This window comes from Comamonas koreensis (assembly GCF_021026195.1).
Lineage (GTDB): Bacteria > Pseudomonadota > Gammaproteobacteria > Burkholderiales > Burkholderiaceae_C > Comamonas > Comamonas koreensis.
The window spans coordinates 113,336-129,415 of sequence record NZ_JAJNCT010000005.1 but is presented as its reverse complement, the minus strand read 5'-3'; the positions used below and the strand labels follow the sequence as shown (position 1 = coordinate 129,415).

The 16,080-nt window shown below is 64.8% G+C and carries 10 protein-coding genes and 1 riboswitch; of the genes, 5 read left to right on the top strand and 5 right to left on the bottom strand.

Features of this window, described 5'->3' with window-relative positions; genetic code table 11:
- The first annotated feature begins 3 nt into the window (after window positions 1–3).
- A complete protein-coding gene (locus tag LPW39_RS02735; protein ID WP_230771119.1) occupies window positions 4–456 on the top strand; it encodes a CBS domain-containing protein in 453 nt (150 codons plus the stop codon).
- Window positions 457–555: 99 nt separating this feature from the next.
- Here the strand turns inward: LPW39_RS02735 and LPW39_RS02730 are convergent, their stop codons facing one another.
- Entirely contained in the window at window positions 556–1,866 is a 1,311-nt protein-coding gene (locus LPW39_RS02730; RefSeq protein ID WP_230771118.1) for a citrate synthase family protein, read from the bottom strand.
- A gap of 204 nt (window positions 1,867–2,070) precedes the next feature.
- Here LPW39_RS02730 and LPW39_RS02725 point away from each other — a divergent pair, with 204 nt between their 5' ends.
- Entirely contained in the window at window positions 2,071–3,546 is a 1,476-nt protein-coding gene (locus tag LPW39_RS02725) for a CoA transferase (protein WP_230771116.1), read from the top strand.
- A 48-nt stretch (window positions 3,547–3,594) separates the two neighbouring features.
- A complete protein-coding gene (gene aroC / locus LPW39_RS02720) occupies window positions 3,595–4,698 on the top strand; it encodes a chorismate synthase (RefSeq protein ID WP_230771115.1) in 1,104 nt (367 codons plus the stop codon).
- Between the two features lie 78 nt (window positions 4,699–4,776).
- Here the strand turns inward: aroC and nrdR are convergent, their stop codons facing one another.
- The 4 genes from nrdR to LPW39_RS02700 form a co-directional block, all read right to left on the bottom strand.
- A complete protein-coding gene (gene nrdR / locus LPW39_RS02715; protein ID WP_230771114.1) occupies window positions 4,777–5,268 on the bottom strand; it encodes a transcriptional regulator NrdR in 492 nt (163 codons plus the stop codon).
- Window positions 5,269–5,288: 20 nt separating this feature from the next.
- Window positions 5,289–6,533 carry a serine hydroxymethyltransferase gene (gene glyA, locus LPW39_RS02710; RefSeq protein WP_133855611.1) on the bottom strand — a complete coding sequence of 415 codons (1,245 nt, stop codon included), beginning with the start codon at window positions 6,531–6,533 and terminating at the stop codon, window positions 5,289–5,291.
- 57 nt (window positions 6,534–6,590) lie between these two features.
- Window positions 6,591–6,753: riboswitch (ZMP/ZTP riboswitch) on the bottom strand.
- 137 nt (window positions 6,754–6,890) lie between these two features.
- A complete protein-coding gene (locus LPW39_RS02705; RefSeq protein WP_230771112.1) occupies window positions 6,891–7,865 on the bottom strand; it encodes a lytic transglycosylase domain-containing protein in 975 nt (324 codons plus the stop codon).
- 682 nt (window positions 7,866–8,547) lie between these two features.
- On the bottom strand, window positions 8,548–8,850 hold the full coding sequence (locus tag LPW39_RS02700) for a hypothetical protein (protein ID WP_230771111.1): 303 nt from the start codon (window positions 8,848–8,850) through the stop codon (window positions 8,548–8,550).
- A 209-nt stretch (window positions 8,851–9,059) separates the two neighbouring features.
- Between LPW39_RS02700 and LPW39_RS02695 the strand changes: the two genes are divergently transcribed.
- Window positions 9,060–13,034: a DUF748 domain-containing protein gene (locus LPW39_RS02695; RefSeq protein ID WP_230771109.1), complete on the top strand. Its 3,975-nt coding sequence runs from the start codon at window positions 9,060–9,062 to the stop codon at window positions 13,032–13,034.
- A gap of 227 nt (window positions 13,035–13,261) precedes the next feature.
- Window positions 13,262–16,015: a DUF349 domain-containing protein gene (locus LPW39_RS02690; RefSeq protein ID WP_230771108.1), complete on the top strand. Its 2,754-nt coding sequence runs from the start codon at window positions 13,262–13,264 to the stop codon at window positions 16,013–16,015.
- The last annotated feature ends 65 nt before the right edge of the window (window positions 16,016–16,080 follow it).

Here is a 16,080-nt window from a genome sequence, read left to right as displayed (position 1 = left end):
CCCATGAAAGTCAGCGATATCCTCCGCCTCAAAGGCAACACCCTCTACACGGCCAGCGTCAATGACCCTCTGGGCGACGCGATCCAGACCATGGCAGAGAAGGACATTGGCTCGCTGGTGGTGATGGAGCACGGCGACGTCGTGGGCATGTTGACGTTCCGCGAGGTGATCGTCGCCATCGTCAACAACGGCGGTACCGCCGGCAGCATCCTTGTGCGCAGCGTGATGGATGACGCACCTTTGACCTGCACGATGGAGACCGACATGGACGAGGTGCGCCGCATGATGCTGGACCGCCATGCGCGCTACATGCCGGTGATGGACAAGAAGATGCTGATGGGGGTGATCAGCTTCTATGACGTGGCCAAGGCCGTCGTCGACAGCCAGAACTTCGAGAACAAGATGCTCAAGGCTTATATCCGCGACTGGCCGGTGGAAGGCGAGACGGATTCCTGATGCACCGCCGGCGCAGCATGCGGTGCGCCGGCTTTGATCAACACCCGCAACACGGGCGGCCCGCGAGGCCGCTTTTTTGCGCCTGGGCTTGGATACTGGTCAGAAACGGATGATCCGCCCGGGGATGTTGCCGACGGCGTTGTCGGTGGCGGCAGCGGCTTGAGGCTGGGAAGTGGTTTCAGCCGGCAAGCCCACATACTGCGCGCGGGGGCGGATCAGCTGGCCGCTGTCGCGCTGCTCCAGCGCATGGGCCAGCCAGCCTGCCGTACGGCCCAGCGCAAACAGCACAAAGGCGGCACCCGCTGGCAGGCCCAGGCTGCGCTGGATGGCGACCAGCGCATAGTCCAGACTGGGGTGCAGGCCGGTGTGGCGGTGGACGCTGGCCAGCAAGGCGCTGCGGGCCGCATCGGCAGGCAGCAGGCTGAGCAGGCGCTCGCTGCGCGGGTCGCCGGCCGGGTAGAGCGGGTGGCCAAAGCCTGCGCAGTAATGGGGGCTGCCGTTGATGCGGGTGTCGGCCAGCAACTGTGCGAGTGAGCGCGGCAGCGTGCCGTCGGCCTGCGGCGCCGCATGCCAGGCATCCCAATGCTGGTCGATCACCGCCGTCATCCCGCCGTGCAGCGGGCCGCTGAGTGCCGCCAGGCCGGCGCCGAGGCTGGCATGCAGGCTGGCGCCTGTGGAGGCCACCACCCGGGCCGCAAAGCTGGAGGCATTGAGCTCATGGTCGGCGCAAAGCACCAAGGCCTGGCGCAGGGTGTCTTCGCCCGCTGCATCCACTTGCCAAAGGGCTGCGAGCTGCTGGTGGATAAGCGGTCCGGCCAGGGGCTGGGCTTGATCGGTAGAGGGCAGCCCCGTCAGTACCTCCAGCATTTGCTGCAGCAACGGCCGGGGCCAGCCGGGTTGGTCCAGGTGGGGTTCGTTGGCGGGCAGACTGTGCCAGGCGCGCAGTGCCTGCTCGGGCGGGCGGGGATGTGGGATGGCTGCGGTGCTGCTTGCCCTGTGGGCGCTGTGGGCGTCTGCCGTGATGGGCTGGTCCAGCAGCAGCGCAGCCGTGTCCTCCAGGCTGGCATGCTGCGCCCATTGCAGCGCATTGCGGCCCCGGTAATACAGCTGGCCCTGGCTGACCTGGGTGATGGCCGAGCGCAGCACCGGTGCGCCCCAATCCAGCGTGGAGCGGGCCAGCTGCGCGGGGTTGCGTACCGCTTGCCGCTGGCGCGCCAGGCGCTGCACATCGATACGGGCGTAGACATGCCCGCGCGTGCCCGGTTGGCTGTGCGCCCGCAGGAGTCCCCGGCTCACATAGGCATAGAGGCTGGCGCGCTGCACGCCCAGCATCGCGGCGGCCTGCTGGCTGGTGAGCCAAGGGCTGTCGTCGTCGGCAGGCGGGGTGGGGGCGGGGTATGCGGGGACCATGGGCCATGCTACTGCAGTGCGGCGTAACTAGGGATCCTTTGCAAGACCCTCGCCGAATGGCATGGACGTGGATCGCCCGAGTCCGCGTTCAGACCACGGCAGGGCGTTTTGCAGAGGGCCCCTTATATGTACTGGCCCAATCAAGATTGACCCGAGCGGGCGCGAGGTATGCAATGGCGGCCATGTGTCCACCAGGAGAACGCCTTGCCAACCGCTGACCACAACACCGCCACCAGCCACCCTCTGGCGCAGCAGCCGCTGTATGCCGCCATCCAGGCCAGCGTGCACACGCTGTGGCAGCAAGCGGGCCTGCCACCGCAGGCCTTAGAGCCGGGCGCTTTGGCACTCAGCGGTGATGGCGCTGCCTACCCTTCCAGTTTTTGCCTGGATGTGGCAGCCCCAGCTGCAGTGGCTGCCAGCGGCCTGGCCAGCGCCTTGATCGACCAGCGCCGCCAGCAGCAGCCCATGCCCCGGGTCAACGTGGATGTGGGCCATGTGCTGGCCGAATGCAGTGGCTATTTCACGGTAGACGGTGAGCAGCCCAACCTGTGGGCTCCCATTTCGGGCCTGTATGCCTGTGGCGCCGATGTGGGCGAGCCGGGCTGGCTGCGCATCCATGCCAATTTTGCGCACCACCGTGATGGCGTGCTGCGGCTGCTGGGCCTGCCCACGGGCGAGGCGACCCCGCGCCAGGCAGTGGCGGATGCGCTCAAAGGCTGGACAGCGCAGACGGTGGAGGCGCGCGCTGCCGAACTCGGACTGGTGGTCGCAGCCGCCCGCAGCCCGCAGGCCTGGCAGGGCCACCCCCAAAGTGCGGCAGTGGCAGCGCAGCCCTTGGTCGCCATCACACAGCTGGACAGCGACCAGCCCGCCGCCGCCCGCGATTGGCCGGCGCCGGCCCAGCACCGGCCGCTGAATGGCCTGCATGTGCTGGACCTGACCCGCATTCTGGCCGGGCCCGTGGCCGCCCGCAGCCTGGCAGCGCAAGGGGCCGATGTGCTGATGCTCAATGTGCCAGGCCTGCCCAACATCGAGGCCATTGCCGATATGAGCCGGGGCAAGCGCTCGGCCTTGCTGGACCTGAAAACCCCGGCAGGCCAGCAAAAGATGGCTACGCTGCTGGACCAGGCCCATGTGCTGCTGCAGGCCTACCGGCCCGGCGCGCTGGATGCGTTGGGGCTGGAGCCGCAGTCTGTGGCCCGGCTGCGGCCCGGTATCGTGTATGCCAGCTTGTCTGCCTATGGGCGCAGCGGACCCTGGGCCGACCGGCGTGGCTTTGATTCGCTGGTGCAGACCGTCTGCGGCATCAACTGGGCCGAGGGCGAGGCTTTTGGCAGTGGGGGGCTGCGGGCGCTGCCACTGCAGATTCTGGATTACAGCGCGGGATTTTTGCTGGCCTTTGGCATCCAGGCGGCCTTGTACCGCCAGGTGACGCAAGGCGGCAGCTGGCATGTGCAGGTATCGCTGGCGCGGGTGGCGCAGTGGCTGCAGTCCATGGGGCAGCGGCTGGTATCGGCTGCGCCGGCACCCGCCAGCGTGCCGCCAGCGGCCTATCTGGAAACGATGGACACCGGTTTTGGCCGCCTGCGCGCGGTGCGCCACAGTGCGGTGCTGCAAGGCCTGCCCAGCAGCTGGCCCCATGCCGGCCAGCCGCCCGGAGGTGACCAGCCCGGCTGGTGAGCCCTGCGGGGCTGTGCGGGGCACTGGCATCAGTGATAATGGCGGGCTATGAGCGGCAATACCTTCGGCACCTTATTTACTGTTACCAACTTTGGCGAATCCCATGGCCCGGCGATTGGCTGCGTGATTGACGGCTGCCCACCGGGCATGGCGTTGAGCGAGGCAGACATTCAGCTGGACCTGGACCGCCGCCGCCCCGGCACCAGCAAATTTGTCACCCAGCGCAATGAGCCCGACAGCGTGGAGATTCTCTCGGGCGTTTACGAGGGCAAGACCACAGGCACGCCGATTGCGCTGCTGATCCGCAATACCGACCAGCGCAGCAAGGACTACTCCAACATTGCGCAGAGCTTTCGCCCCGGCCATGCCGACTATGCCTACTGGCACAAGTACGGCATCCGCGACCCGCGTGGTGGTGGCCGCTCCTCGGCCCGGCTGACGGCGCCCACCGTGGCAGCTGGTGCCGTAGCCAAGAAGTGGCTGAAAGAGAAGTTCGGCACCGAATTCCGCGCCTGCATGCTGCAGGTGGGCGAGGTGGCCCTGCCGTTCGAGGACTGGGCGCATGTGCCCAACAACCCGTTTTTTGCACCGGTGGCCGATGTCAGCCGCTATGAAGACTATATGGATGCGCTGCGCAAGGCCGGCGATTCCTGCGGCGCGCTGATCCGCGTGCAGGCCAGCGGCGTGCCGGTCGGCCTGGGCGAGCCGCTGTATGACAAGCTCGATGCCGACATCGCCTACGCGATGATGGGCCTCAATGCCGTCAAGGCGGTGGAGATTGGCGCCGGTTTTGACAGCGTGGGACAGCGTGGCACCACGCACGGTGATTCGCTCAGCCCCCAGGGCTTTCGCAGCAACAATGCCGGCGGCATTCTGGGCGGTATCAGCACCGGTCAGGACATCGAGATCCGCATCGCCATCAAGCCGACCAGCTCCATCATCAGCCCGCGCGAGTCCATCGACACCGAAGGCAACAGCACCGAGGTCATCACCAAGGGCCGGCACGACCCCTGCGTGGGCATCCGTGCCGCACCGATTGCCGAGGCCTTGCTGGCCATGGTGCTGATGGACCATGCACTGCGCCACCGTGCCCAGAACAGCGATGTGGTGCAGGCCGTGGGCCCGATTGCCGCCGAGGCGCCGCAAGACTGACGGGGCGCAGCCCGGGCTGGCTCTGCGGCCGGCCCCCAAACAAAAATGCGAACCCTGGGGTTCGCATTTTTTGTTGGCTCAGTCCTTTTTACGGGCGCCGTCTTTTTTGGCAGCCGGCGGCGGGGTGGTCACCTCGTCGACGATGGACTTGAACTGGTCAATGTCCTCAAAGCTGCGGTACACGCTGGCGTAGCGGATGTAGGCCACCTTGTCGAGCTTTTGCAGCTCGGCCATGACCAGCTCGCCGATCAGATGGGTCTGCACCTCGCGCGCGCCCAAGGTGCGCAGCTTGTCTTCGACATGCTCGAGCGCCAGGTCCACCTTGTCAATCGGAACAGGGCGCTTGCGCAGCGCCAGGCTGAAGGAGCCGCGCAGCTTGCTGCGGTCGTAGTCGATGCGCCGGCCGTCCTTCTTGACGATCACCGGCAGGCTGACTTCGGGGCGCTCATAGGTGGTGAAGCGCTTTTCGCAATGGCCGCACTGGCGCCTGCGCCGTACAAAGCCGCCGTCTTCTGCAACACGGGTCTCCACCACCTGGGTATCGGGATGGCTGCAGAAGGGGCATTTCATAGGCGCGGGCGCTGGTCAGATCAACGGTAGACGGGGAAGCGTGCGGTCAGGGCGTTGACCTTTTCGCGCACGGCGGCGATGTTGGCCTCGTCACGGGGGTTGTCCAGCACATCGGCGATCAGGTTGGCGGTCAGGCGCGCTTCTTCGTCCTTGAAACCACGGGTGGTCATCGCAGGCGTACCGATACGGATGCCGCTGGTGACCATTGGCTTTTCCGGGTCGTTGGGGATGGAGTTCTTGTTGATCGTCATGTGGGCAGCGCCCAGCACGGCTTCGGCTTCCTTGCCGGTGATGCCCTTGGCACGCAGGTCCACCAGCATCACATGGCTTTGCGTGCCACCGGAGATGATGCGCAGGCCGCGCTCGGTCAGGGTCTCGGCCACGATGCGGGCGTTGGTCTTGACTTGCTGGGCGTAGGTCTTGAACTCGGGCGTCAGCGCTTCCTTGAAGGCCACAGCCTTGGCCGCGATCACGTGCATCAGCGGGCCGCCTTGCAGGCCGGGGAACACGGCCGAGTTGATGGCCTTTTCGTGCTCGGCCTTCATCAGGATGACGCCGCCACGTGGGCCACGCAGGCTCTTGTGGGTGGTGGTTGTCACCACATCAGCGTGGGGCACGGGGTTGGGGTACTCGCCTGCGGCGATCAGACCGGCATAGTGGGCCATGTCCACCATGAAGATCGCGCCCACGTCCTTGGCCACCTTGGCAAAGCGGGCGAAGTCGATTTCCAGCGAGTAGGCCGATGCACCGGCGATGATCAGCTTGGGCTTGGTCTCGTGCGCCTTCTTTTCCATGGCATCGTAGTCCAGCTCTTCCTTGGCGTTCAGGCCGTAGGAGACGACGTTGAACCACTTGCCGGAGATGTTCAGGGGCATGCCATGGGTCAGGTGACCGCCTTCGGCCAGGCTCATGCCCATGATGGTGTCGCCGGGCTTCAGGAAAGCCAGGAACACTGCTTCGTTGGCGGAGGCGCCGCAATGGGGCTGCACGTTGGCCGCTTCAGCGCCAAACAGCTGCTTGACGCGGTCGATGGCCAGTTGCTCGGCGATGTCGACAAATTCGCAACCGCCGTAGTAGCGCTTGCCTGGGTAGCCTTCGGCGTACTTGTTGGTCAACTGGGTGCCCTGGGCCCACATCACGGCGGGGGAGGCGTAGTTCTCGCTGGCGATCAGCTCGATGTGCTGCTCTTGGCGTTGGTTTTCGGCCTGGATGGCCGCAAAGAGTTCTGCGTCGGTCTGTTCGACAAGGATGTTGCGTTGGTACATGGCGGTCGTTGGAGTCAGAAGTGAGCCCTGCCTGCCAACAGCGTGGTTGGCGGAAACAGGGGCTGCCCAGGCGCACGGCTAACACGTGGCGGGTGCGGGGGACGGTGGGCCCGCCCTGGCACTGCACGGTACGCTCCCCGGTGGTTGCTGCAGGCCGGGCCTGCATTCCACGTCAACAATCCGGTCATACAGATGTCTATCGCCAGTCGCGTACCCGGCTAGTGTAGCCGAGGCTGCACCGGCCTGGGGCAATGGGTTTATCGCTGAGGCAGGATAAAAACAGCTTGTCAGGCCCGCAAAAACAAAAGCACCCAGGAGGGTGCTTGTGCTTGAAGAGTGAGAACGCGATGGGGCTGATCAGGACCCCATGGCCACGGCGGTGCCCTCGGCCTTGGCGGCGGCAGGCAGCGCAGCCTGCTTGTCGGCCAGGGCCACGGTTTCAGAAGCGTTGCCCGCAGCGGCGCTGTTGCTGGCAGCCTTGGCCTTGTCAACCACGGTACCGGCTGCGGCGGGCGTATCCGCCTGGGCCGACAGCGAAGGCTTGGCGGCAGGCGCCACAGGGGCCTTGGGTGTGCTGCTGCGGCCTTCGGCCACTTGCTTGATGCGGAAGTGCTCGGCCATCACCTTGGCGGCATAGCCACCGTCGGTCGGCAGGTTGGCAGCGCCCACATAGTATTTGAGGCCGCCTTCGAGGGAACCGGCGCGCTGGATGCATTCCTGCAGCACCTTGACGCCCACGCGCAGGTTGGTCACCGGGTCAAAGGCCGCAAAGTGGCCGCCGAAGTGCTCGTACTTGTCGGTGTGGATCTTGGTCATCACCTGCATCAGGCCTTGCGCACCTACCGAGCTTTGGGCAAAGGGGTTGAAGCTGGATTCGACCGCCATGATCGCCAGGATCAAGGTGGGGTCGAGCTTGGTTTCTTTGCCAACCAGGTAGGCTTCAGAGACGAGCACGGCCAGCGGCTCAGGCGCTACGCGGTATTTCTTGGCCAACCAATAGGCCACATTGGCCTGGTTGCGGGGCAATTGCTGGGGGTTGCTGGCGGTGGCACGGTCAACGGCAGCCACCATGGCGGCATCGTCGCTCGCAGATGCATCGGCATCGGCCACTGCCAGGTCGTCCACCGGGGCATGCGTGCGGGCCTGCAGCCAGCTGCGCAATTGCGCCTCGCCAGCATGGCGCAGGTCATCACGCGACACCAGGGTGAGGGCGCAGAACGCCACCACCAGACCAATCAAAGCAAAACTGTTGTGTGCCATGGTCATCAGACCACGGCTGATGGTGGCGCTCAACGAGCGCACACCGGCATCCACTTGCGCGGGAGCCGTCATAGGGATTTTTCCTTTCAAAGTCCCACCACCTCCAATAGCCCGGTGGTTGTGCACCGGGCTGGGGTCTGGCAGGGTGGGGCCACACTGTCCTGTGTGGCCACCGGCAGGCCATCTGCGCAGCAGACGGCCCTTGTCGTTTCATGCACGCTCTTGCGTGTCAGGGGCTACGATCAAAACACCGGGAGGGTGTTGACTAAAAAATCAGCAATCAATGCAATGGGCTGAATTCTAGAAGCTTGCTTAATACCCAGTCAACACTATTGAATGTGGAAATTAGAAAAAAAAGTAATAAAAAAACGTGTATAGCGGGCCCGTCCAGCACCCCATCCGGTCTGCAACAGTCCCTGTTCATTCCGCTCCAAGGCCAGGCAGAAATGGCGCCGGATGGTTGCCCTCGTTGGAACTGCTTTTTATAGTCTCAATAGCTTGTATTTAATGTTTCTAATGCATTGATTGATATAAAGGATGCTGCAAAAAGTCAATCTTTTTCAAATGCTGCGCGGCCTGGATGCTCTTTTTTTGACCTGTTCAACTGCCTCAAGTGTGTTTCAGCAGTGACAACTGACACCAGAACGCTGCGTGCGAAGGCCGTCCAAGAACCCTCGCGACTTGCGCAAAACCCTGGCCTGATTTGGGCAAAGGTGCTTGCGTCATCAGGCGGTCATCTGAACGCACGCCAACTTCACATCAAATTTCCAAAAAACTGTATAAAAACCAGGATAAAAGGGTCAATAACCTGTCGTTCCTCCGGGTTTTTGGGGTTTATACCTGGGTATAAGTAGAAAAGATGCAAAAAGGCAGGTTTTGGCGTTGTGTTTTCGCAGGCCGTTGGGGTCGCTGGGTGTGCCGTGGTTTGAAAAGCTGGTTCATTCTTGATGCGCACGGATGGCAGATGCCGGGCCTGCTGTTGGATAGGAGCGTCATGGTCGTGTGGGTCGTTGCGCGCGGCCTTGTCTAGACACTGTGCCCAGAGGGCTTCCGCCATGGAAACTGGGTTCATCCTCTATATATATATAGAGGTGTGCAATTTCCATAGAAGCTCTTAAGCTTTGAACGATTGTGAACCAGCCACCAATGCGGGTTTTGTGTGCTAGGCCAGCGCCGCTGCACCTGCATATTTGGGCACAATGGCTTTGGGGTCCGTCACCAATGCTGGGTGGCGGGCCGTGCTGACTCAGAGTAAGGATCAACGCCGTGAGCGAAACGCAAGAAACAAACAAGAAAAAGCTCGTCGCGATGCGCTGGTTGCGCCGGCTGGGCTGGTGCCTGCTGGCGCTGTTGCTGCTGTGGGCATTGTCGTGGCTGTTGCTGCCCTGGCTGTTGCGCACCCAGGGTGAGAAGCTGGGCACGGAAAAACTGGGGCGAGCGGTGCATATCGGCGCGGTGGAGTTCAAACCCTGGTCGCTGGAGCTGACGGTGCGCGACCTGCAGATCGCAGGCCCCCAGCCCGGCAGCCCCGCCATGCTGGCGGTCGAGCGCATCTATGTGGATGCCGATATCCAGTCCGTTTTCCGGCTGGCACCGGTGCTTGATGCCATCCAGGTCGTCAAACCCGTAGTGCATGTGGCGCAAACGGCGCCCGGTCAGTTCGATTTTGACGATGTGCTGCAAAAGCTCCGCAGCCCCCAGCCCCAGCCCCAGCCCGACAACGGCAAGACGGCGCACTTTGCGCTCTACAACATCGAGCTCAAAGACGGGCAGCTCGCCTTCCGCGACGACACCGTGCGCCAGACGCATGAGCTCAAGGATCTGCAGCTGGGTATTCCTTTTCTGAGCAATCTGGAGTCCAAGCGCGAGATCAAGGTGCTGCCCCAGCTGGCCTTTGTGCTCAATGGCAGCCAGTTTGCGAGCCATGCCGAGGCCACGCCTTTTGCCGACGACCGCAAGGCCGAGGCCAAATTTGCGATCAAGGACCTCGACCTCAAGCCCTATCTGGCCTATATCCCGGCGTCGCTGCCCGTCAAGCTGGCCGCTGGTGTGCTCAATGCTGACCTGGCGCTCGCCTTTGAGCAGCAGGAAAAAACACAGGTGCGCCTGAGCGGCGAGGTGCACGCCAGCGGTGTGCAGGTATTGGACGCTGCCCATGGCGAGCTGCTGGGCTGGGAGCGGCTGGATGTGCAACTGGCCGATGTGCAGCCGTTGTTGGGGCAAGTGCATATTGCCCAGCTGGCGCTGGATGGCGCACAGCTGTCGCTCAAGCGCGGCAAGAATGGCAAGCTGAGCCTGCTCGATGCCCAGGGCCAGGCGCTGCCCGGGAGGGGAGATGCTGCCGCTGCCACGGAAGAGGCGGAGCCTGCCAGCTCCGTCGCCACTTCGGACGCTGCAAGCATTGACGCCCATGCCGAAAAGGCCGAGCCCCAGGCGGTCGCAGCCGAATCTGGCGCATCTGCTGGCAAAGCCAGCGCTGACCAACCCAGTTGGTCGGTGCAGATCGATGCGCTCAAGCTCAGCCGCCTCAAAGGCGTGTGGGTCGATGAAAGCGTGCCGCTGCCAGCGCGCGTGCAGCTGGATGACTTCCATATGGAGGCCCAGCACATTGCCTGGCCCTTCAAGGAGCCCTTCAGTTTTGAGGGTTCGTCGGGGCTCTCAGGTGCGCAGGGCGTGCCGTCTACCGGCCGCCTGGTGTTCTCGGGCAAGGCGACGGACCAGATGGCTGAGGTGGATGTGCGTACCACGGGCCTGCCGCTGCAGCTGGGCGCCTCTTATTTGACCGGGGTGATCGAGCCCGGCCTGCTGGGCACGATCGACAGCGAAATGCACCTGAGCCGCGAGGGCGCCGCCCTCAAGGTGGCGCTGGCGCAGATGCGCGTGTCCGATGTGGCCCTGCAGTGCAATAGCACGGCCAACTGCGCGCCGCCCCATGGCCCGGCTATTGGCCTCAAGGGCAAGAACAACCTGCTGGAGCTGCGCCAGTTGCTGGTCAAGGATGCCGTGCTGGATACCGCAACCCAGCATGTCAAGCTGGGTTCGGTGCAACTGGTCGAACCGGTGCTGGGCGTCTCGCGGGCCAAGGATGGCCGCATGATGTTTGAAGACTGGCTGGTGGCATCGCGGGCCCGCAAAGCCGATGATCGCAAGCCGGCATCAGCTCCGGCAGCCAGCAAACCCTGGGATGTGCAACTGGACTTGGTGGCCATCAAGGGCGCCCAACTGGCGTTTCAAGATGAATCCACGGCCCGCAAGGTCACCTTTCGCCTGACGGGCTGGGATCTGGAACTGCGCGACTATGCCCCGCTGGCGACCAAGGCCAAGCCCTCGCCGCTCAAGTTCTCTGGCCGGGTCGGCAGTGGCCGCTCCGAACCGGGCCGCATCGCCTATGACGGTAGCCTGGGCCTGGCGCCTTTGTCGGCAGCCGGGCGCCTGAATGTGAGCCAGTTGCCAGTCCATGCCTTTGTGCCTTATGCGCAAGCCATGCTGCCTGTGCGCCTGGTGCGGGCGGATGCCAATTTCCGGGGTACGGTGGATTTCAGCCAATCGGACAAGGGGCCGGTGCTGCATCTGAAGGGCGATGCTGGCATGGACGATGTGCGCGTGCGCCCCCTGGTGGCCGCCGTGGTACCAGCCCGTAGCGAGGACGCCAGCGATGACGATGGCAAGCGCGCCAGCGAGACCGTCCGCAAGGCGGCTGCACCTGCGGCCAGCCGGGGAGCGGGTACGTTGGGTATGGGGCTGATGGGCGCAGGCGATGACCTGCTGAACTGGAAGCTGCTGAGCCTGCGTGCCCTGGCCGTGGACATGGTGCCCGGCCAGCGCATGAAGGTACAGGTCGGCGAGACGGCATTGACCGACTTTTACGCCCGCCTCGTGGTTCAGGAGAACGGCAAGCTCAATCTGCAGGACCTGGGCAGCAACCGGGGTGCGGACCTTGCCGATGCGGCAGCTCCGGCTGACGGCGTGGTGGTCGAAGCATCGGGGGGCGCGGCGGTAACCCCACCGGCCACGCCAGCGAGCCCCGATCCGGCCACGGGGCCGATCATCGACATGGGCCCGATCACCCTGGCCGGCGGCACCGTCAAGTTCAGTGACCAGTTTGTGCGGCCCAACTACTCGGCCGACCTGTCCGAGCTGGCCGGGCGCATGGGCGCCTTCTCGTCCGAGCCGACCGGCGGCCAGTTGCAACTGGCCGAGCTGGAGCTGCGCGGCAAGGCCGAGGGCACGGCGTCGCTGGAGATCACCGGCAAACTCAATCCGCTGGTCAAGCCGCTGGCGCTCAATATCCATGGCAAGGTGCGCGATCTGGAGCTGTCGCCGCTGACACCCTACAGCATCAAGTACGCCGGCCATGGCATCGAGCGCGGCAAGATGAGTGTAGATGTGCAGTACGACGTCACGCCCGAGGGCCTGCTGACGGCCAGCAACAAGCTGGTGCTGAACCAGCTGACCTTTGGCGATGCGGTGCCGGGCGCGCCGGCAAGCCTGCCGGTCAAGCTCGCCGTGGCCTTGCTGGCTGATCGCAATGGCGTCATCGACCTGGACCTGCCCATCAGCGGCTCGCTCAACGATCCGCAGTTCCGTCTGGCGCCGATCATCTTCAAGGTCATCGGCAACCTGATCATGAAGGCGGTGACTTCGCCGTTTGCGCTGCTCTCAGGTGCCTTTGGTGGCGGCGGCGAGGCCAGCCATGTCGCTTTCGCCCCGGGCAGTGCGGTGTTGGATGCGGACAGCAAGCAAAGCCTGGACAAGGTGGCCAAGGCGCTGGAAGACCGCCCGGCGCTGCAACTGACCGTTGCCGGCCAGGCCGACCTGGAGCGTGAGAAGGACGGCTGGCGCAAGGCACGCATCGATGACCTGGTGCTGGCCCAAAAGCGCCGTGTTACGGTGCGCGCTGGCGGCAAGCCCGAGGACGTGCAGGCCGTGAGCGCTGCCGAGTACCCGGCCTTGCTCAAGGATGTGTACAAACGTGCCGATATCCAGAAGCCGCGCAACCTGGTCGGCATGGCCAGCGACATCCCCGTGGCCGAGATGGAAACCCTGCTGCTGACCAGCATCAGCGTGCCCGACAATGCCATGCGCGAGCTGGCACTGGCCCGGGGTGTGACCGTGCGCGACTACCTGGCCAGCAAGGGCGTCAAGCTGGAGCGGCTCTTTCTGGGCAATGCCAAGACCGAGGGTTTTGGCGAGGACAAGGACTGGACACCGCATGCCGAGCTGAGTCTGGCACCACGCTGAGCGCTCACATGCCATCGAACAAGGGCTGGGCCGCTGGGCGCCAGCCCTTTGTTTTTGGCCATACTTCGGTTGAATTACCTTATAGCGATGCCGGTGTGCTTGGAGTCCTCGCCAAACCCGGTCAAAATAGCACTTGGAGACGGGCCTCTGCCTGCCTCCCCCTTTTTTATGTGCCAATGGCTGCATTGCCCCGCGATGCAGGCCGTATTTACGACTGAACTGACTCCATGTTCCCCTTTATCTCGCGCAACAAGACGCCCGAAACCCCTGAGCCCGCACCCGCACCCGCCAAGGCGGCCGCTGCCCCCCATCCCCTCGATGGCGTGACCGGTGGCGCTTTTTCGGCTGCCACCTCGGGTGAGCGTGCAGCCAAGGTGCGCGAATGGCTGGCGACCAACCCCGGTGCCGAGCAGCTGCAGGAAGTGTTCAAGGAACTGTCTGCCCGCGACAAGGGTGCCGCCAAGGCCATCCGTGAGCGCATGGACGAGATGCGCCGAGCCAAGGGCCAGGAAGCCATCGCTGCGGAATGGGCTGAAAAGGCCGAGAAACTGCTGGGCGCTTCCAAGCTGAACATTGCCGACGCCCTGGCCTGGCAGCGCGATGCCGCGAAGGCCGGCGCGCCACTGTCGCGCGAGCCGCTGTCTGCGCTCAAGACCCAGGTGGCCGACCGTGTCAAGACGATTGAAGACCTGCAGCACCGCGTGCAGGTGCAGCGCGAGGCGGCGGTGCTGCTGGCCCAGCGCGTCGAAGTGCTCTCCACCAAATCCTACAAGGACGCCCAATCCGCCGAGGCGGCACTGGCCACCGATGTGCAGCACTGGCAGGACCAAGCCGCAGTGCTGGAAGGCGATGCCAGCTGGGGCAGTGTGGAAGCGCGCTACCCCAGCATGCTGGAGGCCTCCAAGTCGCAGCTGCTGCTGGTCTGGGATGCGTTCCAGTCGGCCCTCAAGCAAACGCTGGCGGCCGCTGAAGACGCGCAGGCCCCGCTGCCCACGGTGCCCGTCTGGGCCGATGAGATCCGCGCCGGTCGCGGTCTGCCCACCGAAGTGGAACAGGCAGCGGCCCGTGCTGCTGCTGCCAAGCCCGCTGCCGACCCACAGGAATCCAAGCGTGCCAAGCAAGTGGTGCAGGAAGCGCTGAAGGCCCTGCAGGCCCACACGGCCGAAGGCCATGGCAAGGGCGCATCCAGCGCGGCGCAGCAGCTGCGCGCTGCCCTCAAGCAGCACGGCAAGCTGATCGACCAGGACCTGGAGTCCCAGGTCAATACCGCGCTGATTGCTGCCGGTGAACTGGAAGGCTGGCAACGCTGGAGCGCCGACAAGGTGCGCGAAGAACTGCTGGCCAAGGCCCAGGGCCTGCTCGCCCGCCCCGAAGGCCAGGAGTTGGGGGGCCGCAAGCTGCAAGAGGCGCTGCGCCAGCTGCGTGAGGATTGGAAGAAGGCCGACCAGAGCGGCCCCACCAACCATGCGCTGTGGAAAAAGTTTGATGAGGCCTGCAACGCCGCCTACAAGCATGTCGAGGTCTGGTTGGCCAAGGTGCGCGAAGAGGGCGCCAAGCACCGCGCCGAGCGTGAAGCGCTGATCGCCGAACTCAAGGCCTGGGTGGAAGCGCACAAGCCTTCGACCGACTGGAAGCGCATTCAGCGGGACCTGTTCCAGTTTGGTGACCGCTGGCGCGCCAGCGGCCATGTGGGCGAAAAGGCCTATGCCGAACTGCAAGAGGCCTGGAAGTCTGCGCTGCACGATGCGTCTGCACCTTTGCATGCAGCCCAGAAGCAGAGCATTGCCCGCCGCGAAGCCATGGTGGCCCAGGCGGTGGAACTGGCTGCTGCGCCCAACCTGAACATCGACGCCGTGCGAGAGCTGCAGCGCCAATGGCAGACCGAAGCCCAGTCCGTGCCGATGGACCGCCGCCATGAGCAAAAGCTCTGGGACGCCTTCCGCAAGCCCCTGGATGAAGCCTTTGCCCGCAAGACGCAGCAGCGCGAGCGCGTGCAGCACCAGCTGAGCGCCCGTGATCAGGCCGTACTCGATGCCTCCAAGGCGCTGGAAGCGGCCAACCACAGCGGCGATGCCGCGCGAATCCAGGCTGCGCTGGACGGTTTGCAGCAAGCGCTGCAGGCCCAGCAAGCGCCGGTGTCGGCGGAGCCGGCAGCCGCTGCACCCGCTCCAGCAGCCGTACCTGCAACGGACACGGACGCTGCTGCTGAGGCGGCTCCGGCAGAGGAAGCGGCCGCTGAAGACGGTGGCGGTGCGGGCGGCGCAGAAGTGGCGGCGCCGGCCCCCGCACCTGTGCCGCCCAAGCCCGTGATTGCCCAGCGCAGCGGCGATGACCGCCCTGGCATGCGCCGTGATGCACCCGCAACTGCTGGCCGCACGGGCAAGCCCGGCGGCGACCGCCGTGACGGCCGGGATGGACGCGACAGCCGTGGCCCGCGCAGCGACCGTGGCCAGGAGCGCCGTGGTAGTGACGACCGTTTTGGCCGTGGTGACCGCATGGACCGCGCGCCGCGTGAAGACCGTGGCCCGCGTCTGGGCGATGCCGCCTTCCGCGCCCAGCGTGATGCGGTGGAGCACGCCCAGGCGGCGCTGCGCAAGCTGGCCACCCAGGCCCACGGCCAGGCACTGACGCAGATGATGGAGGCCTGGAGCAAGCGCGATGCTGCGCTGCTGCCCCAGGCGCAGGATCTGGGACGCTTGGCCGGCGGCTCGCGCAACAGCTGGAGCCAGGCCATTGCGGCGCCTGCCGCCGGTGATGGCAGCGAAGCGATGCTGCGCCTGGAGATGGCCGCCGAGGTGCCCACCCCGGCTGAGCACATCAATGCCCGCCGTGCGCTGCAATTGCAGTTGCTGACGCGCCGCAATGATCCTTCGCCGCAAGAGACCTGGCAGCAGGATGTGGCCAAAGTACTGGCTACCGGCAGCGACGAAGCCTCGGCCCGCCGCCTGCAAAATGCCTTGAAGGCCTTGCTGAAGAAGTAAAGCTTCTGCAGCGCCCCTCAACAACGCCCTGTGCTTCAACGCCAGGGCGTTTTTTCATGGGCTTG